Source organism: Sphingomonas sp. BK235 (assembly GCF_004345855.1).
GTDB lineage: Bacteria > Pseudomonadota > Alphaproteobacteria > Sphingomonadales > Sphingomonadaceae > Sphingomonas.
In genome coordinates this window covers 189,328-213,939 of record NZ_SLXN01000005.1, presented here as the reverse complement: position 1 = coordinate 213,939, position 24,612 = coordinate 189,328, and the positions used below count along the sequence as shown (strand labels likewise).

General features: G+C 72.2%; 20 protein-coding genes and 1 tRNA gene. 11 read left to right on the top strand and 10 right to left on the bottom strand.

Annotation, left to right across the window (positions count from 1 at the left end; all coding sequences use genetic code 11):
* The first annotated feature begins 84 nt into the window (after positions 1-84).
* From EV292_RS14570 to EV292_RS14550, 5 genes are all read left to right on the top strand, one after another.
* On the top strand, positions 85-1,563 hold the full coding sequence (locus EV292_RS14570; RefSeq protein WP_132909956.1) for an altronate dehydratase family protein: 1,479 nt from the start codon (positions 85-87) through the stop codon (positions 1,561-1,563).
* 113 nt (positions 1,564-1,676) lie between these two features.
* Positions 1,677-2,456, top strand: coding sequence for a 2-keto-4-pentenoate hydratase (locus EV292_RS14565; protein WP_132909955.1), 780 nt, complete (start codon positions 1,677-1,679; stop codon positions 2,454-2,456).
* 44 nt (positions 2,457-2,500) lie between these two features.
* On the top strand, positions 2,501-3,787 hold the full coding sequence (locus tag EV292_RS14560) for an MFS transporter (RefSeq protein WP_132909954.1): 1,287 nt from the start codon (positions 2,501-2,503) through the stop codon (positions 3,785-3,787).
* Between the two features lie 14 nt (positions 3,788-3,801).
* On the top strand, positions 3,802-7,599 hold the full coding sequence (locus tag EV292_RS14555) for a LamG-like jellyroll fold domain-containing protein (RefSeq protein WP_132909953.1): 3,798 nt from the start codon (positions 3,802-3,804) through the stop codon (positions 7,597-7,599).
* On the top strand, positions 7,596-8,774 hold the full coding sequence (locus EV292_RS14550) for a DUF885 family protein (RefSeq protein ID WP_132909952.1): 1,179 nt from the start codon (positions 7,596-7,598) through the stop codon (positions 8,772-8,774). Before EV292_RS14555 ends, EV292_RS14550 begins: the two co-directional genes overlap by 4 nt.
* Positions 8,775-8,803: 29 nt before the next feature.
* Here the strand turns inward: EV292_RS14550 and grpE are convergent, their stop codons facing one another.
* On the bottom strand, positions 8,804-9,355 hold the full coding sequence (grpE, locus tag EV292_RS14545; RefSeq protein WP_132909951.1) for a nucleotide exchange factor GrpE: 552 nt from the start codon (positions 9,353-9,355) through the stop codon (positions 8,804-8,806).
* Between the two features lie 44 nt (positions 9,356-9,399).
* Positions 9,400-10,452 (bottom strand): heat-inducible transcriptional repressor HrcA, encoded by a 1,053-nt coding sequence (gene hrcA, locus EV292_RS14540; protein ID WP_132910068.1) that lies wholly within the window; start codon positions 10,450-10,452, stop codon positions 9,400-9,402.
* Positions 10,453-10,527: 75 nt separating this feature from the next.
* Between hrcA and EV292_RS14535 the strand changes: the two genes are divergently transcribed.
* Positions 10,528-10,890 carry an STAS/SEC14 domain-containing protein gene (locus tag EV292_RS14535; protein WP_132909950.1) on the top strand — a complete coding sequence of 121 codons (363 nt, stop codon included), beginning with the start codon at positions 10,528-10,530 and terminating at the stop codon, positions 10,888-10,890.
* Positions 10,891-10,899: 9 nt separating this feature from the next.
* Here EV292_RS14535 and gltB read toward each other — a convergent pair whose 3' ends face one another.
* The 6 genes from gltB to EV292_RS14510 form a co-directional block, all read right to left on the bottom strand.
* On the bottom strand, positions 10,900-15,417 hold the full coding sequence (gene gltB, locus EV292_RS14530; RefSeq protein ID WP_132909949.1) for a glutamate synthase large subunit: 4,518 nt from the start codon (positions 15,415-15,417) through the stop codon (positions 10,900-10,902).
* Positions 15,418-15,618: 201 nt separating this feature from the next.
* Positions 15,619-15,768 carry a hypothetical protein gene (locus EV292_RS22695; protein ID WP_165927124.1) on the bottom strand — a complete coding sequence of 50 codons (150 nt, stop codon included), beginning with the start codon at positions 15,766-15,768 and terminating at the stop codon, positions 15,619-15,621.
* Between the two features lie 13 nt (positions 15,769-15,781).
* A complete protein-coding gene (locus tag EV292_RS14525; protein ID WP_132909948.1) occupies positions 15,782-16,369 on the bottom strand; it encodes a hypothetical protein in 588 nt (195 codons plus the stop codon).
* Positions 16,366-17,805, bottom strand: a complete 1,440-nt coding sequence (locus tag EV292_RS14520; protein WP_132909947.1) for an NAD(P)-dependent oxidoreductase — start codon at positions 17,803-17,805, stop codon at positions 16,366-16,368. The genes EV292_RS14525 and EV292_RS14520 overlap by 4 nt, the downstream gene beginning before the upstream one ends.
* Positions 17,806-17,957: 152 nt before the next feature.
* On the bottom strand, positions 17,958-18,767 hold the full coding sequence (locus EV292_RS14515) for an undecaprenyl-diphosphate phosphatase (RefSeq protein WP_132909946.1): 810 nt from the start codon (positions 18,765-18,767) through the stop codon (positions 17,958-17,960).
* A 45-nt stretch (positions 18,768-18,812) separates the two neighbouring features.
* Positions 18,813-19,742, bottom strand: coding sequence for a complex I NDUFA9 subunit family protein (locus tag EV292_RS14510; RefSeq protein WP_132909945.1), 930 nt, complete (start codon positions 19,740-19,742; stop codon positions 18,813-18,815).
* A 155-nt stretch (positions 19,743-19,897) separates the two neighbouring features.
* Between EV292_RS14510 and EV292_RS14505 the strand changes: the two genes are divergently transcribed.
* The 5 genes from EV292_RS14505 to EV292_RS14485 all read left to right on the top strand — a co-directional run bounded on the left by EV292_RS14505 (position 19,898) and on the right by EV292_RS14485 (position 23,084).
* Positions 19,898-19,984 (top strand) — tRNA-Leu (locus EV292_RS14505).
* Between the two features lie 130 nt (positions 19,985-20,114).
* The gene (locus tag EV292_RS22690) at positions 20,115-20,429 is read left to right on the top strand and encodes a hypothetical protein (RefSeq protein ID WP_165927123.1); all 315 of its coding nucleotides are present in this window, start codon (positions 20,115-20,117) and stop codon (positions 20,427-20,429) included.
* A gap of 159 nt (positions 20,430-20,588) precedes the next feature.
* Entirely contained in the window at positions 20,589-20,945 is a 357-nt protein-coding gene (locus tag EV292_RS14495; RefSeq protein ID WP_132909943.1) for a hypothetical protein, read from the top strand.
* Positions 20,942-22,225, top strand: a complete 1,284-nt coding sequence (locus tag EV292_RS14490; protein WP_132909942.1) for a hypothetical protein — start codon at positions 20,942-20,944, stop codon at positions 22,223-22,225. Before EV292_RS14495 ends, EV292_RS14490 begins: the two co-directional genes overlap by 4 nt.
* 259 nt (positions 22,226-22,484) lie before the next feature.
* The gene (locus EV292_RS14485; RefSeq protein WP_243693788.1) at positions 22,485-23,084 is read left to right on the top strand and encodes a CAP domain-containing protein; all 600 of its coding nucleotides are present in this window, start codon (positions 22,485-22,487) and stop codon (positions 23,082-23,084) included.
* Between the two features lie 108 nt (positions 23,085-23,192).
* On the opposite strand, the gene rdgB is transcribed toward EV292_RS14485, so the two are convergent.
* Together rdgB and rph are read right to left on the bottom strand one after the other, a co-directional pair.
* Positions 23,193-23,819, bottom strand: a complete 627-nt coding sequence (gene rdgB, locus EV292_RS14480) for an RdgB/HAM1 family non-canonical purine NTP pyrophosphatase (RefSeq protein WP_132909940.1) — start codon at positions 23,817-23,819, stop codon at positions 23,193-23,195.
* Positions 23,816-24,529 carry a ribonuclease PH gene (gene rph, locus EV292_RS14475; protein ID WP_132909939.1) on the bottom strand — a complete coding sequence of 238 codons (714 nt, stop codon included), beginning with the start codon at positions 24,527-24,529 and terminating at the stop codon, positions 23,816-23,818. Before rph ends, rdgB begins: the two co-directional genes overlap by 4 nt.
* Between the last annotated feature and the right edge of the window lie 83 nt (positions 24,530-24,612).

Genomic DNA, 24,612 nt, shown 5'->3' with positions numbered 1-24,612 from the left:
GCGCCGCGGCCAGCCTTGCGCTACCGGGAATGTCACCGGTTCGCCGTGGCTGCCACCGGTTCCCAGCACGAGCCCGGAGGTGACATGGCCAGCGCCCTCAAGATCGCGCCCGGCGACAGCGTCGCCACCCTGATCGACGACGCGCACGCGGGCGAGGCGGTGACGCTGGGCGACGCGGTCGTGACGCTCGCGCAGGACGTCGCGCGCGGGCACAAGGTCGCGGTGACCGCGCTCGCGCCGGGCGAGGCGGTGATCAAATACGGCTATCCGATCGGCCATGCCACCGCCGCGATCCGCCCGGGCGAGCATGTCCACGCGCACAATCTCGCCACCGCGCTCGACGCCACGCTCGACTATCGCTACGCGCCCGCCCCCGCCGCGACGCTGGAGCGCGCCCCCGCCGCCTCCTTCCTCGGCTATCGCCGTGCCGACGGACGCGTGGCGACGCGCAACGAGATCTGGGTGCTGCCGACGGTCGGCTGCGTCGCGCGTACCGCCGAGCGGATCGCGGCGCGCGCCGCGGCGCTGGTCGGCGATGCGGTCGATGGCGTCCACGCCTTCACCCACCCGCACGGCTGTTCGCAGCTCGGGCAGGATCTGGGCGGGACGCGCGCGATCCTCGCCGCGCTGGCGGCGCATCCCAACGCGGGCGGCGTGCTGATCGTCGGGCTCGGCTGCGAGGAGAATCAGGTCGCCGCGCTGATCGAGGCGATCCCGGCCGCCGCGCGCGACCGCGTCCGCGCGCTGACCGCGCAGTCGAGCGCGGACGAGGTCGCCGAGGGCGTCGCGATCGTCGCCGACCTGGCCGAGCGGGCGCGCGCGCCGCGCGTGCCCTGCGCGCTCGACGAGCTGGTGCTGGGGGTTAAGTGCGGCGGATCCGACGGCCTGTCGGGGCTCACCGCCAACCCGCTGGTGGGCCGGATCAGCGACCGCGTGGTGGCGGCGGGCGGCAGCGTGATCTTCACCGAGATCCCCGAGATCTTCGGCGCCGAGCAGATGCTGATGGACCGCGCCGCCGACCGGCGCGTGTTCGAGGACATCACCGGGCTGGTCAACGGCTTCAAACGCTATTTCCTCGATCACGGCGAGCCGGTGTCGGAGAATCCCTCGCCCGGCAACGTCGCGGGCGGGATCACCACGCTGGAGGAGAAATCGCTCGGCGCGGTGCAGAAGGCGGGCCGTGCCCCGGTCAGCGACGTGATCGGCTATGGCGCAGCGGCGCGCGGGCGCGGGCTGACGCTGCTGGAGGCACCGGGCAATGACGCGGTCTCGTCCACCGCGCTGGCGGCGGCGGGAGCGACGGTGATCCTGTTCACCACCGGGCGCGGCACCCCGCTCGGCTTCCCCGTGCCCACGGTGAAGATCGCGTCGAACAGCGGGCTGGCGGCGCGCAAGCCGGGCTGGATCGATTTCGACGCGGGCGCGGTGCTGACGCAGGGCTTCGCCGAGGCGACCGACGCGCTGCTGACGCGGCTGCTCGCGATCGCCGCGGGCGATCCCACCGCCGCCGAGCGCAACGGCGAGCGCGAGATCGCGATCTGGAAGCGCGGCGTGACATTGTGATCTCGGCGGCCGGCTGAGCCGTAACGGCAGCGCCTGTCATATCCCGCCCTTGCCAATGACACCGGTTTCCCATACGCCGGCGAGGAGAGAAGAACCGGGCGGGAGGGGCATAGGTGGGGTCGGACAGCGAGACTCAGCAGATCGCGCGCGCCTTCGTGGAGGCGCGGCGCCGCGCCGTCGCGCTGCCCGCCTTCCCCGGCGCGGTGCCACCCGCGCTCGGCCCGGCTTATGCGGTGCAGGATGCCGCCCTCGCGCTCGATGGCCGGCGAGTCGCCGGGTGGAAGGTCGGGCGCATCAACCCGCCACGCGAGGGCAAGGACCGACTCGCCGGACCGATCTTCGCCGATCAGGTGGTGGTCGGCGACGGCGCCGCGATGCCGATCTTCGCGGGCGGGTTCGGCGCCGCCGAGGCCGAGTTCCTGCTCCGCATCGGGCACGCGCCCGATCCCGAACAGCGGCTGTTCACGCTCGACGCGGCGCGCGCGCTGATCGATGCGGTCCATGTCGGGATCGAGATCGCCAGCTCGCCTTTCCCCGGGATCAACGATCACGGCCCCACCGTGACGATCGCCGACTTCGGCAACAACAACGGATTGGTCGTTGGCGCCGCGATCCCCGACTGGCGCGACCTCGAACTCAACGACTGGCCGGTCGAGCTGCGGATCAACGGGTCGGTGATCGGCACCGGCACCGCCGCAACGATGCTCGACGGCCCGTTCGGCGCGGCGCGCTTCCTGTTCGAGCATCTCGCTTCGCGCGGGATCGCGGCGGAACCGGGACAATGGATCTCGACGGGCGCGGTGACGGGGGTACATCCCGTGGCGGTCGGGGACAGCGTCGCGGCGCGCTTCGACGGACGATGGACGATCGGCTGCATGATCGCCGCACAATGACGCGACGGCCGGATCAACCGGCCGCGCGGGAGAGAGGAGGACCGATGGCCCAGATCGACCCGCCGGCGGTCGCCGGCGCCAGCGCGAGCGTCGGGCGCTATCGCTGGGTGATCTGCGCGCTGCTGTTCGCGGCGACCGCGATCAACTATGTCGACCGCCAGATGATCGGCGTGCTCAAGCCGACCATCTCGGCCGAGCTCGGCTGGTCGGAGACGACCTATGCCGACGTCATCTTCTGGTTCCAGGCGGCCTATGCGATCGGCTATCTCAGCTTCGGTCGGATCGTCGACCTGGTCGGCGCGCGGCTGGGCTATTCGATCGCCTTCGTGATCTGGACGATCGGGCACACCCTGTGCGGCTTCGTCGGCACCGCCTTCCAGTTCTCGGTCGCGCGGTTCGTGCTGGGGATCGGCGAGAGCGGCAACTTCCCCGCCGGGCTCAAGGCGGTGACCGAGTGGTTCCCGGCGCGCGAGCGCGCGCTCGCGACCGGGGTGTTCAACGCGGGCGCCAATGTCGGCGCGGTCATCACCCCGCTGATCGTGCCCGCGATCACGCTCGCCTTCGGCTGGCGGATGGCCTTCATCGTCACCGGCGTGGTCAGCCTGGTGTGGCTGGTCGCCTGGGTCGCCTTGTACCGCCGCCCGCGCGAGAGCCGGCGCGTCTCCGCCGCCGAGCTCGCGCATATCGAGAGCGACCCCGCCGACACGGTGGAGCGGATCGGCTGGCTGCGGCTGCTCGGCTATCGCGAGACCTGGGCCTATGCGCTGGGCAAGTTCCTGATCGACCCGGTCTGGTGGCTCTTCCTGTTCTGGACGCCCGACTTCCTCGCCAAGACCTATCATCTCGATCTGGTCAGCTTCGGGCCGCCGCTGGTGGTGATCTATCTGATCTCGGATCTGGGCAGCGTCGCGGGGGGCTGGTCCTCGTCGCGGCTGATGCGGCGCGGCTTCACCGCCAATGCCGCGCGCAAGTGGACGATGCTGGTGTGCGCCTTCCTCGTCACCCCGATCTTCTTCGCGCAATATGTCGACAATCTGTGGCTCGCGGTCGCGATCGTCGGGCTCGCCACCGCGGCGCATCAGGCCTTCTCGGCGAACCTCTACACCATCCCGTCGGACATGTTCCCGCGCGGCGCGGTCGGCTCGGTGGTGGGGATCGGCGGGACGATGGGCGCGATCGGCGGCATGATGATGGCCAAGTTCACCGGCTATATCCTGCAGACCACGGGCAGCTACTCGATCATCTTCGCGGTGGCGGGCAGCGTCTATCTGATCGCGGTCGCGGTGGTGCATCTGCTCAGCCCGCGGCTGGCGCGGGTCGACGCGCTCTGACCGCGCGCCGGACGATGCGCCGCCGCGCCTTCCGCGCCACGCTCGCGCTCGCCGCCGCGCTCGCCGCGGGGGCGGCGCGGTCGCAGCCGGCGCGCGACGGGCTGCTGTTCCGCGCCTCGGTGGACACCGACCTGACCGCCGAGATCGCGGGCGGCGATCCCGTCCCCAATTTCCGCGCCAAGGTCGACATCGTCCGCGACGGCGCGATCGGCGGTGCGGCACGCTGGGCCGACGACGGCTATGTCGCCTGGCGCGCGCCCGGCAACATGCGCGCGGCGCGCGGAACGCTGGCCTTCTTCTGGCGCGCGCGCGCGCCGCTCGGCACCGTCCCCTTCGTGATCTTCCGCGCCGGCTTCGGCGATCACAGCAGCTGGGACGCGGCGTTCCTGCGGATCGACTGGAACGGCCACGGCTTCGACGCCTTCGTCACAGACGCCAATCTGTCGCGGCTGCGCGTCTCGTGGCGGATGCCCCAGCCGCCCGCGGCGACCGCGTGGCAGCATATCGCCTTCGCCTGGGACGAGACGCTGGGCGTGCGCCTGTATGTCGACGGGCGCGAGGTGGCGCGTCGCGACCAGCGCGCCGATCTCGACTCGGGGCTCGACCAGTTCGGCCTGGCGGGGCGCGTGATGGCGCCGCATCAGGTGCAGAGCCGCTACAATTTCATGCGCGGCTCCGACCTGGACGAGATCCGCGTCTACGACCGCGCGCTCGCGCCCGGCAACGTCGCGCGACTGGCGGCGCGGCAGGAGCCCGGCCCGCTTCCCGCGCCCGACCCCGCCGCCGTGCGCGCCGCCTGGCTGCATCGCTATGGCTGGGACCGGCAGCGCCCGCCGCTGCTCACCGCGCCGGTCACGCGCGTGCGCAAGGTCGAGTTCGCCGATGCCAAAGACCTGAAACAATGGATGTGGAAAGGCGTCGACGGCATCGCCGAGACGACCTGGCCGGGCGTCTACAATCGCTCGCGCTTGCCGGGGCGCGACGATTATTTCGAGCTGCCCGACTGGAACACCTATGTCGAGGGGGGGCGCCGCTACGACCTGACCGTCCCCGCGGGCGAGCGCTTCAACCGGATCGAGCTGCGCGGCGCGGCCTATGGCACGCTGGGCTGGAGCGCCGCGCCCGGTGCGAAGGAGACCGCGCTCGCGACGCGCGCGCGCGGCGTGGTGCGCAGCGTCGACGCGGTCGCGCCGCGGCAGGGCGGCGTGCTTCATTTCACCAACGCGATGCCGGAGCAGCCGATCCAGGAGATCTGGGCCTATGACGTCGGCGCCGGCACCGTGCCCGCGGGGAGCCTGACGCTCGACTATACCGTCCGCGCCGCCGTGGCGCCGACGCTCGCCGCGCTGGCGCCGCTCAACGCGTTCATCGCGGGGCGCTACGCCCCCGAGGAGCGCGCCACCGTGGTGGCGATGCCGACCGCGGGGGTGCGCGCCGCGGTCGGCGCCGGCGCGGCGGGCGGCGGGGGAGCGGCGGTGCGCCCCGCCGGGCTCGCACCGCTGGTCCATGTGCTGATCCCCGCCAGCCTCGGCGACGCCGACCCCGACCGGCCGGTCGCGCGCGCGTTTGACTATGGCTGGCAGAACCTCCACGACGGGCTCGACGGAATCGCGCTCGATCTGCCCGCGCTGACCGGCAGCGCGCCGGTCGCGCTGGCGATCCGGGTCAAGGACCCGCTCTGGCCCGAGCGCGACCTGATCGACCTGTCGGTCAGCGTTCGGCCAGGTGAGCCGCGTACCGTGTGGCTCGATCTTCGCGACCGGCTGCTGTCGCACGACAGCCTGTATCTGACGGTCGCCGCGTCCGACCCCGGCTTCTCCGCGACCAGCCTCGACGGTGCGCGCGTGCGGCTGGTGTTCAAGCCGCGCGCCGAGGCGCTGGCCGAGCATGTCGCCGACCGGTTCAACCAGGTGAAGGACAATTGGGGCTTCCTGGTCGAGGAACATACCGCCTCCCAGCGGATGGCACTGTACCGCCGCCTGTTCGCCGACATCACCGACCTGCTGCGCGTCGCGCCCGATCACGAACAGGCGCGCGCTTACTGGGCCGACATCGATTATCGTCCCGAGAACCTGCCCGCCTTCACCCAGCCGATGCCGCGCGCGGGGGAGCCGCTGTGGGCGTTCCGTCAGCTCGAGGACCTGCGCTACGTGCGGCGCTTCGTCGACTGGTGGATCGACCGGCGCCAGGTACCCTACGGCGATTTCGGCGGGGGCCTCTCCGACGACACCGACCTCACCCAGCAATGGCCCGGGCTGGCGCTGATGGGGGTCGAGCCCGACAAGATCAACGCCTCGCTGCGCGCTCTGTCCGACGCGGTCTACGCCAATGGCATGAAGACCGACGGCCTGGGGACGATCACCACCGACGAGCTCCACGCCTATGAGGAAGGGCTCAACTCGGACGCGCAGCGGCTGTACCTCAACTGGGGCGAACCCAAGGCGCTCGAGCGGCTGATGGAGACGACGCGCGCGCTGCAGCGGGTGATCCGGCGCAACCCGGCCGGGCACCTGCATTTCTCCTCCAACTGGTATGGCGGCCGGACGATCTACCGCGATCCCGCCTGGGCGTGGCAGAAGCCGTACAGCTTCACCGTGATGCACGGGCCGATCCTGCTCGGCCTCTACAACGGCAGCGCGGCGGCGCGCGGGCTGGTGACGGGGGTGGTCGACGGCTGGATGGCGCACGCGCGCCGCGGCGCCGACGGACGCTGGACCTATCCCAACGAGATCCACTGGGACAGCGACGCCGAGCGCAGCGGCGACGGCGGCGGGGTCACCACCCCGTTGCAGAGCGCGTGGAGCGCGTGGCGCTTCACCGGCGACGCGCGCTATCTCCGCCCGATCGAGTCACGGCTCGCGCAGGCGGGGCCGGGCGCGCTGGTCGAGTTCAACGAGAATGGCTTCACCGCGCTGCCCGACGGCGCCGCGTTGCGCGCGGGCATGGCCGCGGCCGGCAAGACCGACCCGTTCGCGCGCTGGGCGGCATGGGACGCGACCGGCGACCCCACCCCGCTCGAGGCGCTCCACGCCGAGGCGATCGCCGACAAGGCGCAGCACGAATATATGTACACCGAGGGTCATTGGTGGTCCGACCGGGTCGAGCAGCCCAGCGAGATCCTCCAGCGCGAGCGGCTCGGCGGCATCGCGTTGCGGCGCAACCAGACCTGGCCGGGACATAGCGTGAGCTGGCGCTTCGACACCCCCGGCGCGGCCGAGCAGGTCGCGCTCCTGCTGCCCGGCGCGACGCGCGAGCGCGTCCGCGTGATCGCCTATAATCGCACCGACACGCCGCAGCGCGCGACCATGACCGCGTGGAACGTCACCGCGGGGCGCTGGACCATCCGCCGCGCCACCAGCACCGACGGGGGCCGCACGCTGCTGCCCGACGCGGGCGAGTCGAGCGTCGCGCTGGAGCGCGGCAGCGACGCCGCGCTCGTCTTCGCGCCGCACACCACCACCGTCTACGATCTCGCGCTCGTCACCCCGACCGATCCGGTCGAGCAGCGGCCCGACCTCGGCATCGGCGCGGACGACGTGGCGTGGCGCGGCGACCGGCTCGCGGTGACGGTCCACGGCCTCGGCGCGCGCGCGAGCGCCGGCGGGCGGCTGACCGTGCGCGACGCCGCGGGGGCGGTGCTCGCCGAGGCGCCGATCCCGCCGCTGGAGGCGCCGGCCGACCTGCGCCCGCGCACCGCGATCGTGCGGCTGACGGTGCCGCGCGCGCGCGCCGCGTCGGTCGAGGTGGCGCTGCCCGACGACGCCCCCGAGGTGACCCGGCGCAACAACCGCGTCGCGCTGGCGCCGCGATGATCGTCGCGCGCCGCCGCGTCCTCGCCGCGCTCGGCGCCGCCGCGATCGTGCCGCCGACCGGCGCCGACGCCGCGCTCCGGGCGGCGCTCGACGCGGCGGCGACGCTCGCGCCCGACGCGGCGTTGCGCCGGCTCGCGGGGGTGAGCGCACGGGGCACCGCGACGGGGGTGCGGCTCGACCTCGACGCGGCGCGCGCGGGACTGCGCGTCGACCGCGCGCTCGCCGCGGCGACGCGCCCGGCGGAACGCTTCGCGCTCGGGCTGCGCCGTGCCGCGGGCGACGATGCCGCCCCCGATGCGGTGGCGCGCGCGCTGGCGGTGGCGCGCGACCGTTATGTCGCGCGTGCGACGCGGCTGTTCGACTCGTTGGGGGTCGCGCCGGCGACGCTGGGTGCGCGCTATGAGGCGATGTGGTGCGACCCCGCCGGGCCGTTCGCCGACGATGCCGCGGGACGCGCCGCCGCGGTGGCGGGCATGCGCGCGACGCTGGACGCGATCACCTCGCGCGTCCCCGCGCTCCTCGGCGCGCTGCCGCCCATCTGCCGCGACCTCGAGCTGCGCGCGCTCGATGCCGCCGAGATCGCCGCGGGGACCGGCGGGCATCGCGTGCTGCCCGCGCCGGGGCAGCGCGGCGGCTATGTCGTCGACCTGCGTGAGATCCGACGGCGGCCGCGCTGGACGCTGCCCAGCGTGGTCGCGCACGAGCTGTTGCCCGGCCATATGGCGCAGCTGCCGCTCGAGGCGCTCGCCGCGCCGCACCCGCTGCGGCTGCGCTACGCCGCCGCCTTCGTCGAGGGCTGGGGCAGCTATGCCGAGACGCTCGCCGATGCCGCGGGGCTGTTCGCGGACCCGCGTGACGCGCTCGGCCATCTGCACTGGATGCTGTTCCGCGTGCTGCGCGGGCTGGGCGACGTCGCGCTCCACCTGGAGGGCCGGAGCGAGTCGGCGGTGCTGGCGGACCAGCGGGCGCTGATGGGCGAGGCGGTCTATTTCGCGCCCTTCGCGAGCGACCTGGCGCGCACCGCCGCGACGCCGGGACTGCGCGCGGCGGAGGCGTGGCTGCCGCTCCGCCTCGCCGCCGCGCGACCGCGGGCGCGCGCGGACTGGCCGCGCTATCACGCGCGGCTGCTCCGCTGGGGGCGCGTCCGCACCGAGCAGATCGCGGCGCTGGCGTAGCGGCGACCCGGCGCGCGCGGGCGCCGGTCTCAGTCGGGCTTCTTCGCGACTCCCACCAGCGCGGGGCGCAGCAGCCGGTCCTTGATCATCCAGCCCGACTGCATCTCCTGCACCACCGTGCCCGGCTCGGCGTCGCTCGGCATCTCCACCATCGCCTGGTGGCGATTGGGGTCGAGCGGCTGGCCCAGTGCCTCGATCCGCGTCAGCCCGTGGCGGCCGAACACGCTCGCCAGCTCGCGCCCGGTCGCTTCGAGCCCGGTCACCAGCCCCTTCATTTTCTCGTCCTCGCGCAGCTCGGCCGGGATGGCGGCCAGCGCGCGCTCGAGATTGTCGTTCACCGACAGCACGTCGCGCGCGAAATTCGTCGCGGCATAGGCGCGCGCGTCGGCGGCGTCCTTCTCGGCGCGGCGGCGAACGTTCTGGATGTCGGCCTGCGCGTACAGCGTCTCCTGGCGCGCGGTGGCGAGCTGGTTCTCCAGCTCGGCGATGCGCTCGGCCTGCGCGTCATGCTCGGCCACCTCGGGCGCGGCCTCGGCGGTGGTCTCGCGCAGATCGTCGTCGGAAGTCGGTTGGTCGCTCATTCTGTCCCTGTCTTCTGAGGCATCGTCGATCACGGGCGCGCGCGTCACCCGAGCAGGCGGGCGAGCGTCGCGGCGGTGAAATCCACCATGGGCACGACCCGCGCATAGTTCAACCGCGTCGGGCCGATCACCCCGACCACGCCGACCACGCGCCCGTCGTTCCCGCGGAACGGCTTGGCGATCACCGACGAGCCCGAGAGCGCGAACAGCTTGTTCTCCGCGCCGATGAAGATCCGCGTCGCGTCGCCCGCGCGCGCCGAGTCGAGCAGAGCCGCGACCTCCTGCTTGCCCTCCAGATCGTCGAGCAGCCCGCGCACGCGCTCCAGATCGGCGGTGGCGGCATCGTCGAGCAGCCGCCCCTGCCCGCGCACGATCAGCACCGGGCGCCGCGCGCCATCCTCGCTCCACACCGCCAGCCCGCGCTCCACCAGCGCGCGCGCGGCGGTGTCGAGCGCGCTGCGCCCGTCGGCGAGTTCGCGCTCGACGCGCGCGCGCGCCTCCGCCAGCGTCAGACCGCCCAGCGTCGCGGTCATGTAATTGCCCGCCTCGACCAGCGCCGAGGCATCGACCCCCGCGGGCAGATCGACGACGCGATTCTCCACGCCGCCGTCCTCGCCGACCAGCACCGCCAGCGCCTGCGCCGGGCCGAGCGGGACGAAGCCGATCGAGCGCAGCACCGCCTCGCGCTTGGGCACCATCACCAGCCCGGCGCAGGCGGACAGGCCCGACAGCGCCGCGGTGGTGGCGGCGAGCGCTTCCTCCACCGGCCCGGCCGCGGCGGCGCGCGACTCGATCTGCGCGCGCTCCTCGATCGAGGGTTCGCGCGCCTGCATCATGCCGTCGACGAACAGCCGCAGCCCGCGCTCGGTCGGCATCCGCCCCGCCGAGGTGTGCGGCGCCGCGAGCAGCCCGGCCGCCTCGAGCTGCGCCAGCACGTTGCGGATCGACGCGGGCGAGAGGTTGAGCCCCGCCTGCGCCAGCGCCTTGGAGCCGACCGGCTGACCGCTGTGAAGATAGCCGTCGACGACGCGGCGGAAGATGTCGCGCGCGCGGTCGGTCAGTTCGGCGATCGGAGGCGAGGCGGCCACCTCCGTCATGTAGGCCGGCGCGCCGATCGGCTCAACGGCCAAGCTTCAGTCTTCTGCAAGGCTTGGGTGGCAGGGTCGCGCGTCATGTACACCGCTCGCTTCCACCACGACCACCAGTTGCTCGACATCGCCTGGCACCGGCTCTTCACCCCGGCCGAGGTCGCTGCCTATACGCACGACATCACGGCGCGCTTCCTCGCCGAGAAGTTTCGCCCCGGCTATCGGCTGCTGATCGACATGGCAGGATGCGGCGGGCCGCAGCCGCAGGAGACGCTCGCCGCCTTTCGCGACAACATGCGGCTGTTCCCCAAGGCGAGCCGGATCGCGATCGTCGCCACCGGTGCGGTCCAGCGCCGGCAGGTGACGCGCGTGATGACCCAGCCCTATCTCCGCCTGTTCGACCATGCCGCCGCCGCGCGCGCCTGGCTCACCGGCGCGGCGGACTGACGGCCCCCCTCACTCCGCCGCCACCAGCGTCTCCGCGTCGTCGAGCGGGTGCGCCAGCCGCGTCAGCATCTCGCGCGGCACCACCTGCCAGATCGAGCCGATCGTGCGCTCCCAGTCGTCGAGCAGCCCGCGCGACCAGCGGCTGTCGGTCGCCACCGCATGCTCGGCGATGAGCGAGCGCAGCTGCTCCTCCCAGTGCACCGCGGCGACTCGCTGCCACGTGATGTTCTCCGGGTTGGCGGAGCGCGCGAAGCTGCCGTCGGCGTCGTAGACGAAGGCCATGCCCCCGGTCATGCCCGCGCCGAAGTTGGCGCCGACCGCGCCCAGCACCACCGCGACGCCGCCGGTCATATATTCGCAGCCGTTGGCGCCGCAGCCCTCCACCACCACGGTCGCGCCCGAGTTGCGCACCGCGAAGCGCTCCCCGGCCTGGCCCGCCGCGAACAATTTGCCCGAGGTGGCGCCGTACAGCACGGTGTTGCCGAGGATGGTGTTCTCTTGGCTGCGCAGCGGCGAGGACACCGCCGGGCGGACGACGATGGTGCCGCCCGACAGCCCCTTGCCGACATAGTCGTTGGCGTCGCCGAACACCTCGAGCGTGATGCCCTGGCACAGGAAGGCGCCGAGCGACTGGCCCGCCGAGCCGCGCAGCCGGATCGTCACGTGCCCCTCTGCCAGCGTCGACATGCCGAACTTGCGCGTGATCTCGCTGGAGAGGCGCGTGCCCACCGCGCGGTGCGTGTTGCGCACCGAATAGGTGAGCTGCATCTTCTCGCCGCGCGAGAACACCGGCGCGCCGTCCTTGATGATCTGCGCGTCGAGGCTGTCGGGCACCTCGTTGCGGAAGGTGCTGAGCGAGAAGCGGCGCTCGGCGTCGGTGGCGTCGACCTTGGCGAGGATCGGGTTGAGGTCGAGATCGTCGAGATGCTCGGCGCCGCGGCTGACCTGGCGCAGCAGTTCGGTGCGGCCGATCACCTCGTCGAGGCTGCGCACCCCGAGCCGGGCGAGGATGTCGCGCACCTCCTCCGCGATGAAGGTCATCAGGTTGATCACCTTCTCGGGCGTGCCGACGAACTTCTGGCGCAGCGCCTCGTCCTGCGTGCAGACGCCGACCGGGCAGGTGTTCGAGTGGCACTGGCGCACCATGATGCAGCCCATCGCCACCAGGCTGAGCGTGCCGATGCCGAACTCCTCCGCGCCCAGGATCGCGGCGACCACGATGTCGCGCCCGGTCTTGAGCCCGCCGTCGGCGCGCAGCTTGATCCGCCCGCGCAGACCGTTGAGCGTGAGCACCTGATTGACCTCGGAGAGGCCCATCTCCCACGGCGTGCCGGCATATTTGATGCTGGTCTGCGGGGAAGCGCCGGTGCCGCCGACATGGCCCGAGACGAGGATCACGTCGGCATGCGCCTTGGCCACGCCCGCCGCGACCGTGCCGATCCCCGCCGAGCTGACCAGCTTGACGCAGACGCGCGCGCGCGGGTTGATCTGCTTCAGGTCGTAGATCAGCTGCGCCAGATCCTCGATCGAGTAGATGTCGTGGTGCGGCGGCGGGCTGATCAGCGTCACGCCCGGGGTGGCGTGGCGCAGCTTGGCGATGAACTCGGTCACCTTGAAGCCGGGCAGCTGCCCGCCCTCGCCGGGCTTGGCGCCCTGCGCGACCTTGATCTCGATCTCGTCGCAGGCGTTGAGATATTCCGCCGTCACGCCGAAGCGCCCGCTGGCGATCTGCTTGATCACCGAGTTGGCGTTGTCGCCGTTGGCATAGGGCGTGTAGCGCGCCTTGTCCTCGCCGCCCTCGCCCGACACCGCCTTGGCACCGATCCGGTTCATCGCGATCGCCAGCGTCTCGTGCGCCTCGGGCGAGAGCGCGCCGAGCGACATGCCCGGGGTGACGAAGCGCTTGCGGATCTCGGTGATCGCCTCGACCTGGTCGACCGGCACGCCCTCGCTGGGGAAGTTGAACTGGAGCAGGTCGCGCAGGTAGATCGGCGGCAGGTCGGCGACGCCGCGCGAGAACTGCAGGTAGCTCGAGTAGCTGTCGGTCGCCACCGCGGTCTGCAGCAGGTGCATCAGCTGCGCCGAATAGGCGTGCGCCTCGCCGCTGTGGCGCTGGCGGTAGAAGCCGCCGATCGGCAGCGTCGCCACCGCCTGATCGTACGCCGCCTCGTGCCGCTCGGTGGCGTTGACGTGGAGCGAGGCATAGCCCTCGCCCGAGATCTTCGCCGGCATGCCCGGGAACAGATCGTTGACGAGGCTGCGGCTGAGCCCGACCGCCTCGAAATTATAGCCGCCGCGATAGCTGGAGATCACCGAGATCCCCATCTTGCTGAGGATCTTGAGCAGACCCTCCTCGATCGCCTTCTTGTGCCGCGCGAGGCACTCCTCGAGTGACAATTTGCCGAACAGCCCGCGTGCGTGGCGGTCGGCGATCGCGGCCTCGGCGAGATAGGCGTTCACCGTGGTGGCACCGACACCGATCAGCACCGCGTAATAATGCGTGTCGAGGCATTCCGCCGCGCGCACGTTGACCGAGGCGTAGGAGCGCAGGCCGCGGCGGACGAGATGCGTGTGCACCGCCGCGGCGGCGAGCACGCCCGGGATGGCGACGCGGTCCTCGCTGATATGCTCGTCGGTGAGGAACAGCTCGCTCTTGCCCTCGCGCACCGCCTGCTCGGCCTGGTTGCGGATGCGCTGGATCGCGGCGCGCAGCTTCTCGGGGCCGCCGCCCGCCTCGAAGGTGCAGTCGATGTCGGCCGCGGCCTGGCCGAAATAGCCCTTGAGCCGCGCCCAGTCGGTCGAGGTCAGCACCGGGCTGTCGAGCACCAGCACGCGCTCGCGCCGGTCCTCGGTGTCGAGGATGTTGGCGAGGTTGCCGAAGCGGGTGCGCAGCGACATCACGTAGCGCTCGCGCAAGGGATCGATCGGCGGGTTGGTCACTTGGCTGAAGTTCTGGCGGAAGAACTGGCTGATCAGGCGCGGCTTGTCCGAGATCACCGCGAGCGGCGTGTCGTCGCCCATCGAGCCGATCGCCTCCTTGCCGCTCTCCACCATCGGCGACAGGATCAGCTCCATGTCCTCGATCGTCTGGCCGGCGGCCACCTGGCGCCGCGTGAGGTCGGCGCGGGCGTAGCGCGTCAGCGTGTCCACGGGCGCGGGGGGCAGGTCGGCCATGGTGGAGAACTCGCCGATCATCGCGGCATAGTCCTGCTCGGCGGCGATCCGGTCCTTCACCTCGCGGTCGCGCAGCACGCGGCCCTCGTGCAGGTCGACCGCGATCATCTGCCCCGGCCCGAGCCGGCCCTTGGCGATCACCGTGCTCTCGGGCACCACCACCATGCCCGCCTCCGAGCCGACGATCAGCAGGCCGTCGGCGGTCTCGGTGAAGCGCAGCGGGCGCAGCGCGTTGCGGTCGACCCCGCCGACCGCCCAGCGCCCGTCGGTCATCGCCAGCGCGGCGGGGCCGTCCCACGGCTCCATCACCGAGGCGAGATACTGGTACATCGCGTGGTGCGCCGGCGGCATGTCGTCCGAATAGGCCTCGGGCACCAGCATCAGCTTGGCGGTGGGCGCGTCGCGGCCGGAGCGGCAGATCGCCTCGAACGTGGCGTCGAGCGCGGCGGTGTCCGACGCGCCGGCGGGGATCACCGGCTTGATGTCCTCCGAATGCTCGCCGAACGCGATCGAGGCCATGCGGATCTCGTGGCTGAGCATCCAGTTCTTGTTGCCGCGCACGGTGTTGATCTCGCCGTTGTGGGCGAGGCAGCGGAACGGCTGGGCCAGCCACCATTGCGGGAAGGTGTTGGTGGAATAGCGCTGGTGGAAGATCGCGACGCGGCTCTCGAAGCGCTGGTCCTGCAGGTCGGGGTAGAAGACCGACAGGCTCTCCGCGAGGAACAGCCCCTTGTAGATGATCGAGCGGCAGCTCAGCGAGCAGACGTAGAAGCCCTGGATCTGCGCCGCGATCACGCGCTTCTCGATGCGGCGGCGGACGAGGTACAGGTTCTTCTCGAACTCCTCGGCCGAGACCTGGTCGGGCAGCGGGCCGGCGATCATGATCTGCTCGATCTCGGGGCGGGTCGACTGCGCCTTGAGCCCGATCACCGACACGTCCACCGGCACCTGGCGCCAGCCGTAGATGGTGTAGCCCGCCTCGATGATCGCGCTCTCGACGATGGTGCGGCAGGTCTCCTGCGCGCCGAGATCGGTGCGCGGCAGGAACACCATGCCGACCGCGAGGCGGTTGGGCAGCAGCTTGTGCCCGCTGGCGGCGACGCAATCGTCGAAGAAGCGCACCGGCAGGTCGACGTGGAGGCCCGCGCCGTCGCCGGTCTTGCCGTCGGCGTCGACCGCGCCGCGGTGCCACACCGCCTTGAGCGCGTCGATCGCGGACTGGACGACGCGGCGCGAGGCGCGCCCGTCGGTCGCCGCGACGAGGCCGACGCCGCACGCGTCGCCCTCGAATTCCGGGCGGTACATGCCGTGGGTGGCGAGGTGCTGGCGGCGGGCGTCGAGCGTGTCGGTCATGGGATCAGCTCCTCGGAGCGCAGGTGAGAGAGGGTCCGGCGCGTGCCGGCGATCAGATCGGGCAGGTCGAGAGAGGCGAGATTGGCGCGCTCGGCCTGCGCCGCGACTCGGGTGGGGTAATCGTGCGCCGGCGTGCCGTGCGCCCGTGTTGAACGGCAGTGCTCCTGCGCAGGCAGGAGCCCAGGGCCGCGCACGTTACGCTCACGGCCCCGGGGCGCCGGCGATCGCCGGAGCACGATCGCGCGCTGAGGGATCGAACTTCCGCGTAAACAGGCGCACCACCGCGCCCTCGCCGAACGCCTCGCGTGCGGCCTGCTTGATCGCCGCGACATAGTCGGGCGGCAGCCTCATCGCGCGTGCCGCGTCACTGCCGCGCCTCCGCCTGCACCGCGGCGATCTCCTTGGCGAGATCGCCGGTGCTCGCCTGTGCCTGGCGCATCGCGTCCGCCATCATCTGGCGCTGGAAGGCGGCGACGTCGGGATCGCTCATCACCGACATCGACGCCTGGGCATAGGCGGCGCCGGTCGGCGTGGCGAAGAAGCGCTCGATCTCGCCGAGCTGCGTCACGTCGAAGCGGCGCGCATAGGCGCGCGCCATCGCTTCCACCATCCCCGGCATCGAATCACGGATCAGCGTCAGCGAGCGCTGCTCCTGCGCGTCCATGAAGCGATCGAACACTGCCTTCATCTTGGCGTTCTCGCGCAGCATCGCACCCAGCTGCGGGCTCTGCGCCATGCCCTCGCGCATGTTCGCCATCATCGGCGCGACCATCGCGGAGACGGTCGCCGCGCGGGTCGCGGGCGGCATCAGCCGGTCGAGCACGCGCCGCGCGGCGGCGAGCCGCGCCGGCTCGGGCGCGGCGATGGCACCCGGGCCGGGCGCGCCGGTCTGCGCCGCGGCCGGCGCGGCGGCCAGCGCCAGTGCGGCGAGGAGAAACGGCCGCGCGATCACGCCGCGACCTTCTCGCTCTTCGCCTTCGCCTTCAGATACTGGTGCATCGTCGCCGCCACGTCGCGGCCGTCGCGGATCGCCCACACCACCAGGCTGGCGCCGCGGACGATGTCGCCCGCCGCGAACACGCCGTCGAGGCTGGTCATCAGCGTCTTCGAGTCCACCAGCACCGTGCCCCAGCGCGTGACGCCCAGCTCGGCCGCGTCCCACAGCCGCGGCAGTTCCTCGGCGTCGAAGCCGAGCGCCTTGATCACCAGGTCCGCCGCCATCGTCTCGGCGCCGCCCGGAGCGACCTCGGGGGCGCGCCGACCGCTCGCGTCGGGCGCGCCGAGCCGCATGCGGTTGACCTCGACCGCGCTGACCTTGCCCTCGGCGCCGCTGAACCTGGCGGGCGCGGCGAGCCAGACGAACTCGACGCCCTCCTCCTCCGCGTTGGCGACCTCGCGCTGCGAGCCGGGCATGTTGGCGCGGTCGCGGCGGTAGAGGCACTTCACGCTGTTGGCGCCCTGGCGGATCGCGGTGCGCACGCAGTCCATCGCGGTGTCGCCGCCGCCGATCACCACCACGTCGCGCCCGGCGGCGTTGAGCGAGCCGTCCTCGAAGGCGGGGACATGGTCGCCGAAGCCCTTGCGGTTCGACGCGGTAAGGAAATCGAGCGCGGGAACGACGCCCGCCAGGTCGTTGCCGGCGAGATCGATCGCGCGCGCCTGATAAACGCCGGTGGCGATCAGCAGCGAATCGTGGCGCGCGCGCAGCTCGTCCAGCGTCGCGTCGCGGCCGACCTCGAACCCCTCGTGGAAGACGATCCCGCCCGCCTTGAGCCGCTCGACCCGGCGCATCACCACCGGCTTCTCCAGCTTGAAGCCGGGGATGCCGTAGGTCAGCAGCCCGCCGGCGCGGTCGTGGCGGTCGTAGACATGGACCTCATAGCCGTGGCCGCGCAGATATTCCGCCGCGGTGAGTCCGGCCGGGCCGGCGCCGATCACGCCGACCGACTGGCCGCGCGCGGGGCCGGGGACGAGCGGCTCGACCCAGCCCTCTTCCCAGGCTGTGTCGGTGATGAACTTCTCGACCGAGCCGATCGTCACCGCGCCGTGGCCGCTGAACTCGATCACGCAATTGCCCTCGCACAGCCGGTCCTGCGGGCAGATGCGGCCGCAGATCTCGGGCATGGTCGAGGTGGCGTTGCTCAGCTCATAGGCCTCGCGCAGCCGGCCCTCGGCGGTGAGCCGCAGCCAGTCGGGGATATGGTTGTGGAGCGGGCAGTGAACCGAGCAATAAGGCACGCCGCACTGCGAGCAGCGCCCGGCCTGGTCCTCCGCCGCGGAGGTGGCATAGCGCTCGGCAATTTCGCGGAAATCGTCGGCGCGGTCGGCCGCCCCGCGCTTGGCGGGATAGGATTGCGCGCGATCCACGAACTTGAGCATGTCGGCCATCGGTGTCCTCCGATGGCCGACGTCTCACACCGACATAGGTGAGTCACGCACTTTCTGGCCGATACGTCAGTAAAGCTGCCGTAAAAACTTCGATTGTTGCGCGCTCGCGCAGCGTCCTTCCACTCGGACGCGAGAAGAAGGTCCGCTTCGGATCAATGCAGCGCGAGCAGGATGAGCGCGAGCGTGCCCGCGACGATGCGATACCAGGCGAAGGGCGCGAAACCGTGCTTGGTCACTACGCCCATGAACCAGCGGATCACCAGCAGCGCGACGATGAAGGCGACGACGAAGCCGATCGCGATCGCGCCGTAATCGACGTGGCCGGGCAGATCGCGGCTCTTCCACAAGGCCAGCGTGGTGGCGCCGAGCATCGTCGGGATGGCGAGGAAGAAGCTGTACTCGGCGGCGGTCTCCTGGTCGACGCGCATCGCGCGCGCGCCCATGATCGTCGCGCCCGAGCGGCTGACCCCCGGGATCATCGAGATGCATTGCACCACGCCGATGCCGAGCGCGACGCGCCACGACATCGTCTCCACCTCGCTCTTGGGGGCCGGGGGGACGGTGCGCTCGATGAACAGGATCGCGATGCCGCCGACGATCAGCGCCACCGCCACCACCGTCGGCCCGATGCCGGGCGCCTCGAGCACCTTGCGGATCGAGGAATAAGCGATCGCGCCCACCACCGCGGAGGGGAGGAAGCCGAGCAGCACGTTGCGGGTGAAGCGGATCGCCGCCGGATCGCGCCGCAGCAGCCCTTCGCCGACCTTCAGGAAGCGCCGCCAGAACAGCACGATCACCGCAAGGATCGCGCCGAGCTGGATGACGATGTCGAAGGTGGCGTCGGCCTCCTTCAGCCCCAGCAGCGCGCCGGCGAGCACGAGATGCCCGGTGGAGGAGACGGGCAGGAACTCGGTGACCCCCTCGACGATGCCGAGGAGGATGGTGATCAGCAGGTCGTTCAATGTCTTTCTCCCCCCGAACTCACCGGCGCGTCTCCCGCGCGCCGATCAGCCCGCGGTCTGGTTGATCATGCTGAAGCGCCCCGCCTTGCGGTAGCGCACCAGCCAGTTGGGCGCGACGGCGTCGATCGGGGTCGGCTCGACGCCGAGCGCGGCCAGCCCCGCGGCGCCCTGGCCGACGACGCTGTCGTGGCCGAGCAGCTTCCACTGGTCGCCCGAGATCGGCGTCAGCGGCAGCGCGGCGAGCAGCGCGCCCGCGCCGTCGGGCACGGTGACGAAGTGCGGGCGGCGGCCGATATGCTCGGCGACGCGGCGGTTGAGCTCGAGCATCGTCAGCACCTCGGGCCCGCCCAGCTCATAGGTGTGGCCGGCGTGCGCGTCGCGGTCGGCGATGGCGGCGAACACCGCCTGCGCGACGTCGACGACATAGACCGGCTGGAAGCGCGCCGCGGGACGCAGCACCGGCACCACCGGCAGCCGCGCGATCATCCCGGCGAAGCGGTTGAGGAACTGGTCCTCGCGCCCGAACACGGTGGACGGGCGCAGGATCGTCGCGGACGGATCGGCCTGGCGCACCGCCTGCTCGCCCGCGCCCTTGGTGCGCGCATAGACCGAGTCGCCGTCCGCGTCGGCGCCGATCGCGGAGACATGGACCAGCGCCGCGCCCGCGTCGCGCGCCGCCTCGGCGACGATGCGCGCGCCGTCGACGTGGACGCGCTGGAGGTTGCCCGCGAAGGTGCCGACCAGGTTGACCACCGCGTCCGTGCCCGCGACCGCGCGCTGGATCGTCTCGGGCCGCGCGATATCGGCGGCGACGAACTGGGTCTGCCCCAGCCCGCCGAGCGGCTTGATGAAGAAGGCCTGGCGCGGGTCGCGCTGCGCCACGCGGACGCGCGCGCCGGTCTTGAGCAGGGCCTGCGCGACGTAGCGGCCGAGGAACCCCCCGCCGCCGATCAGCGTGACCAGTCTGTCGTTCATGCCGTCCTTCATCTCGAACGCCTTTCCGCTACGCGCGCCGCTCTGCCCGCCGCGCCGGCCGATGACAAGGCCGGATGCGGCAGTGCGGCGAGGTTCGTGAAAATGCGTGTTGACAAGGGCGGCGACCACCCCCTAGAGGCGCCGGCCTACCCCGTGCCCAGATGGCGGAATTGGTAGACGCACCAGCTTCAGGTGCTGGCGATCGCAAGGTCGTGGAGGTTCGAGTCCTCTTCTGGGCACCATTTTTCTGCAGAACCGATCGATGTGTCGCGCGCGCTGACCCGCGGCGGCGAGCGGGCGCGAATCGCGTCTTGCCGCGGCGGCAGGCGGAGCGCACTCCTCGTGCGATCAGCGACGAGGTCGGCGGCGACGATGGACAGCGCTCTTCCCCACACTGGCCGAGCCGCACCGCTCGGCGAGCAGGCGGCATCCGCCTCGACCAGTACCCCTGCCGCAGCGCTGCCGGTGCCATCGGACGCGGCGGAGGGACTCAGCGTGACGGCGCAGATCGGCGACGTCGCTTACGTGACCACGCTCGAGCGACCCACCCGCTTCTGGCGCGTGGTTGACGCGATCTTCGCGAGCGATCCGAGGCTGACCCAGATCGTCGTCGTGCGACCGAGCCAGATCGGCGGCTCTTATCTGATCCGTCGTGAGGAACGGGTGGGCGCGCCGCCGCCGCGTTGATGCGGGCGCCGCACGCTGACCCGCGGCGGCGAATGAGGGCCGGCATCGGCTTGTCCGGCGACGATGTTGCCAGCATGTTCCTCGTGTGATCGCGACGGAGCAGCGGGAATGTGGTCGGCATGGCGGCGGTTTCTCTCCTCCTGGCGCCGGACCGCGGCAGTGACGACGAGCAATGAGCCGAGCGACGACGATGGGTCGAGCACGTGGCGCGGCTATGACCGCGCGACCGGGGCGCGGCCGGACGAGGTGCCCACGCTGACGCTCGCCACCGCCGACGGCCGGTCACGACGCGTCCGCTTCGACGGGATCGACGGCGACTATCTGATCGATCGCAAGCTGCGCGTCGTCGATCTCCCACGATCGCGTATGCAGCTCATGCGCCAGGCCGAGGCGCTGGCGCAGGCGCGGTGCCACGCCACCTGGGAAGTGCCGAGCGAGGCGGAGCGCGCGCTCGCCGCGGCGATGCTCGCGCGCGCCGAGGTGCGACGGATCCGGATACGGGTGGTGCGGCCGTGACGCTGGTGCCGGTCGCACGGCTGGTCGCCACGATGGTGCTGTTCCTCGAGCAGACCGACGAGGCGCAGCTCGATCTCGATTATGCGGTGAAGGTCGCCGAGTATCTCTGCCCCTCCCTGCGCGCGCTGAGCTATTTGTCCGATGGCGCGCTGGTCGTGGCGCTCGACGCGGTCGCGCAGGAGGTCGGCGGCGCGGCGGCGGCTTTGGTCCGCTCGGTGGCGGACGGTTTCGCGCTCCACGTCGGCGCGGGCGCGGCGTTTCCGGAACCGGTCGAGCCGATCGAGGCGGACCGCGCGCGCGCGCTGGCGGCGGGAATCGACCCGCTCGCCGCGGCGCTGGCGCGACTGGTGGCGACCTATCTGCTGCTGCTCCAGGGCGCATCGGAGGAGGTGGTCGCGCCGGCCGCCCGCGCGCGGGCGGTGTGGTGCCTCATCGCGGGGCTCGAACGGCTCGACCGCGCCCCGCTCGACCGGCTGATCGCCGCCTTCGCCTTCGTCGCGCCGGCGTTCGACGCCGAGGCGTGGCAGGTCACGGCGATCCCAACCCGCTACGGGCTGCGCGCGACCGGCATGGACCGGGCGCGCGAGCCCGATCGCAACGCCCGCTGCGGGGCGCTCACCGTGGCGGAACTCGCGCGTGTCTATGCCGCGGCCTACATCTTCCTTGAGCAGACCGGCGAGGAACGGCTCGACCTCGACGCCAACGTCACGCTGGGGGAATATATCGGACACGCGCTCGACCATCTCGAGCGCGAGCAGACGCCGGCCCTGATCGCCGCCCTCGCCGCGCTGGCCGCCACGCTCGGCCCCGAGGAGGCGGCGATCGTCCGCGGGATCGCGGAGAGCCATGGCCTGCCCGACCGCGACACCGTCCCGGCGCGGCTCGCGGCCGGGATCGCGTACCAGCGCGCGCGCTGCGATCTCGCGGCCATCTCGCCGATCGCGGCGGTGGCGGCGCATATCGTGACGGTCTTCACCTTGCTGCTCGAGCGCTGCGGTGACGAGGAGATCGAGCCCGGCGTCGACGACGACGGGTTGCGGCGGCTCACGGCGACGCTGCACGCGCTGCCGCCGGCGTCGCTCGCCGAGCTGATCGCCGCCTTCGACGTGATCGCGCCCGATTTCACCACCGACGCCGATGCCGTCCGCGCCATCCCGCGCGACTTCAAGCTGCTGGAGGCGCTGGCGGGCGCGGCGCCGGTGGTGGATGCGCCCGCGACCCTGCGCCGCGCGCGCGCCGGCCTCCCGCCCCGCGTCTCCGTGCCGCGGCAGATCGGGTGACGATGTCCGCGCGGGGAGCCGGCGAACCTCCGAGATTGCCGAGCTCCTGAAGGCGCGCGCAGAAGGGACGGGGCAGGCGGTCGGGGCGGATGGTCGCGGAGAGACCGCGCGGCGCCCGCCACGCCGCCGTGCTACGCTGCGCGCAGGCGCCATGGGGCACCACTGCCGATCGCCCCGTCCCGCTCTAGCACAGCCGCGCGCGCGCCTCCGCCGCCACGCCGCATTGCACCGCGAATCGCGGGCGCTACGAGCGCTCGTTGTGTCATCGCAACGAACCGTCGTCCTGCTCGCCGCCGCATTGCTCGCGCGCTCCTCCGTCGACCTCCCCGCTCATGCCGAGCCGGCGCGGCTGCCGCCGCCGCCGCGCGCGGGCGCGATCGAGTGGCGACAACGCGTCGACCCGGCGCCGCGCGGGGCCACGCTGCTGCGCCAGGCGATGCTCGACGAGCATAACCGCGCGCGCGCCGCGCTGGCACTGCCGCCGCTCGCCTGGGACGAGAGGCTCGCGCGCGCCGCCGATCGCTCCGCGCGCGCGCTGGCGCGCACCGGTCGGCTGGCGCATGCGTCGCAACCGCGCGGGAGCCAGCGTCAGGGCGAGAATCTCTTCGCCGGCACGCGCGACGCTTATGATTATGCCGCGATGGTGCGCGAGTGGCTCGACGAGGGGCGCGCCTATGTCAACGCGCCCTCGCCGCGCTTCAGCCGCACCGGGCGCTGGCAGGACGCGATCCATTATGCGCAGATCGTCTGGCGCGGCACCGCGCGGCTCGGCTGTGCGCTGGCGAGCGGACGTCGCGACGACGTGCTCGTCTGCCGCTACGCGCCCGCCGGCGGCGCGATCGGAGAGACCGCTTATTGAGGCGCGCGGAGCGGCACCGCCTGCGCGCGGAGGTGCGGCGGAGCCGCCATCCTCACGACGGGCGCACGAGCACCGCGGCGAGCGAGCGCCGCCCCGCCCGCGCGCGTCCTAGAAGACCGCGGCCACCAGCTGCCGGAAGGCGTCGCCGCGGTGGCTGATCTCGTTCTTGGCGGGCTCGTCCATCTCGCCGAAGGTGACGTCGTGCCCGTCGGGCCGGAACACCGGGTCGTAGCCGTGGCCCTTGTCGCCGCGCGGCGGCCACACCAGCGTCCCGTCGACGCGGCCCTCGAACCACTCGACATGGCCGTCGGGCCAGGCCAGCGCCAGCGCGCAGACGAAATGCGCGGTGCGCGGCGCGTCGGGCAGCGCCGCCAGCTTGTCCTCGACCAGCCGCATCGCGTGGCCGAAGTCCTTGTTCTCGCCGCCCCAGCGCGCCGAGAAGATGCCCGGGTCGCCGCCCAGCGCGTCGACGCACAGCCCGCTGTCGTCGGCCAACGCGGGCAGCCCCGACAGGTCCGCCGCCGCGCGCGCCTTGAGCTCGGCGTTCATCACGAAGGTGGTGCCGGTCTCCTCGGGCTCGGGCAGGTCGAGCTCGCCCGCGGAGACGACGTCGAGCCCGCGTCCCTCGAGCAGGGCGGCGATCTCGCGCACCTTGCCCTGGTTGTGGCTGGCGATCACCAGCTTTCCCGGGGCGAGCTTGCGGATCGCCTGCGGCTCCTTGCCCTCGCCGCTCACGCGACCGCCTTCGCCTGCGCGGCGAAGATGTCGGTGCAGCCGATCCGGGCCAGCCGCAGCAGGCGCAGCAGCGCCTCCTCGTCATAGGTGGCGTGCTCGGCGGTGGCCTGCGCCTCGGCGATATGGCCGTTCTCGAGCAGCACGAAATTGGCGTCGGCGTCGGCGTTCGAATCCTCGTCATAGTCGAGGTCGAGCACGGGGTTGCCCTGGTAGATGCCGCATGACACCGCCGCCACCTTCTGGCGGATCGGGTCGGCGGCGAGCTTGCCGTCGCGCAGCAGCGCGTCCACCGCGAGCCGCAGCGCCACCCAGGCGCCCGAGATCGAGGCGGTGCGCGTGCCGCCATCGGCCTGGATCACATCGCAGTCGAGCGTGATCTGGCGCTCGCCGAGCAGCGCCATGTCGGTGACGGCGCGCAAGGAGCGGCCGATCAGCCGCTGGATCTCCTGGGTGCGGCCCGACTGCTTGCCCTTGGCGGCCTCGCGGCTGCTGCGCGTGTGCGTGGCGCGCGGCAGCATGCCGTATTCGGCGGTGACCCAGCCCTGGCCCTTGCCGCGGAGGAAGGGCGGCACGCGCTCCTCGACCGAGGCGGTGACCAGCACCTTGGTGTCGCCGAAGCCGATCAGCACCGATCCCTCGGCGTGGCGCGTGAAGCGCGGCTCGATCGTGATCGCGCGCATCTGGTCGGGGGCGCGGCCGCTGGGGCGCATTCAACTCTCCTCAAGGTGGGGTGAGGCAGGCACTAGCCGCGTTGATGCCGTGGCGCCAGCGGGTTGCGGACGAGGGAGCGAGC

Excerpts from the sequence above, each read along its gene's own strand:
- EV292_RS14535 (WP_132909950.1), top strand. The coding sequence starts at position 10,528 with ATGTACACCGCTCGCTTCCACCACGACCACCAGTTGCTCGACATCGCC.
- EV292_RS14550 (WP_132909952.1), top strand. The coding sequence starts at position 7,596 with ATGATCGTCGCGCGCCGCCGCGTCCTCGCCGCGCTCGGCGCCGCCGCG.
- EV292_RS22695 (WP_165927124.1), bottom strand. The coding sequence starts at position 15,768 with ATGAGGCTGCCGCCCGACTATGTCGCGGCGATCAAGCAGGCCGCACGC.
- EV292_RS14555 (WP_132909953.1), top strand. The coding sequence starts at position 3,802 with ATGCGCCGCCGCGCCTTCCGCGCCACGCTCGCGCTCGCCGCCGCGCTC.
- EV292_RS14520 (WP_132909947.1), bottom strand. The coding sequence starts at position 17,805 with ATGGCCGACATGCTCAAGTTCGTGGATCGCGCGCAATCCTATCCCGCC.
- grpE (WP_132909951.1), bottom strand. The coding sequence starts at position 9,355 with ATGAGCGACCAACCGACTTCCGACGACGATCTGCGCGAGACCACCGCC.
- EV292_RS14510 (WP_132909945.1), bottom strand. The coding sequence starts at position 19,742 with ATGAACGACAGACTGGTCACGCTGATCGGCGGCGGGGGGTTCCTCGGC.
- EV292_RS22690 (WP_165927123.1), top strand. The coding sequence starts at position 20,115 with ATGGACAGCGCTCTTCCCCACACTGGCCGAGCCGCACCGCTCGGCGAG.
- hrcA (WP_132910068.1), bottom strand. The coding sequence starts at position 10,452 with ATGACGGAGGTGGCCGCCTCGCCTCCGATCGCCGAACTGACCGACCGC.
- EV292_RS14560 (WP_132909954.1), top strand. The coding sequence starts at position 2,501 with ATGGCCCAGATCGACCCGCCGGCGGTCGCCGGCGCCAGCGCGAGCGTC.
- gltB (WP_132909949.1), bottom strand. The coding sequence starts at position 15,417 with ATGACCGACACGCTCGACGCCCGCCGCCAGCACCTCGCCACCCACGGC.
- EV292_RS14570 (WP_132909956.1), top strand. The coding sequence starts at position 85 with ATGGCCAGCGCCCTCAAGATCGCGCCCGGCGACAGCGTCGCCACCCTG.
- rph (WP_132909939.1), bottom strand. The coding sequence starts at position 24,529 with ATGCGCCCCAGCGGCCGCGCCCCCGACCAGATGCGCGCGATCACGATC.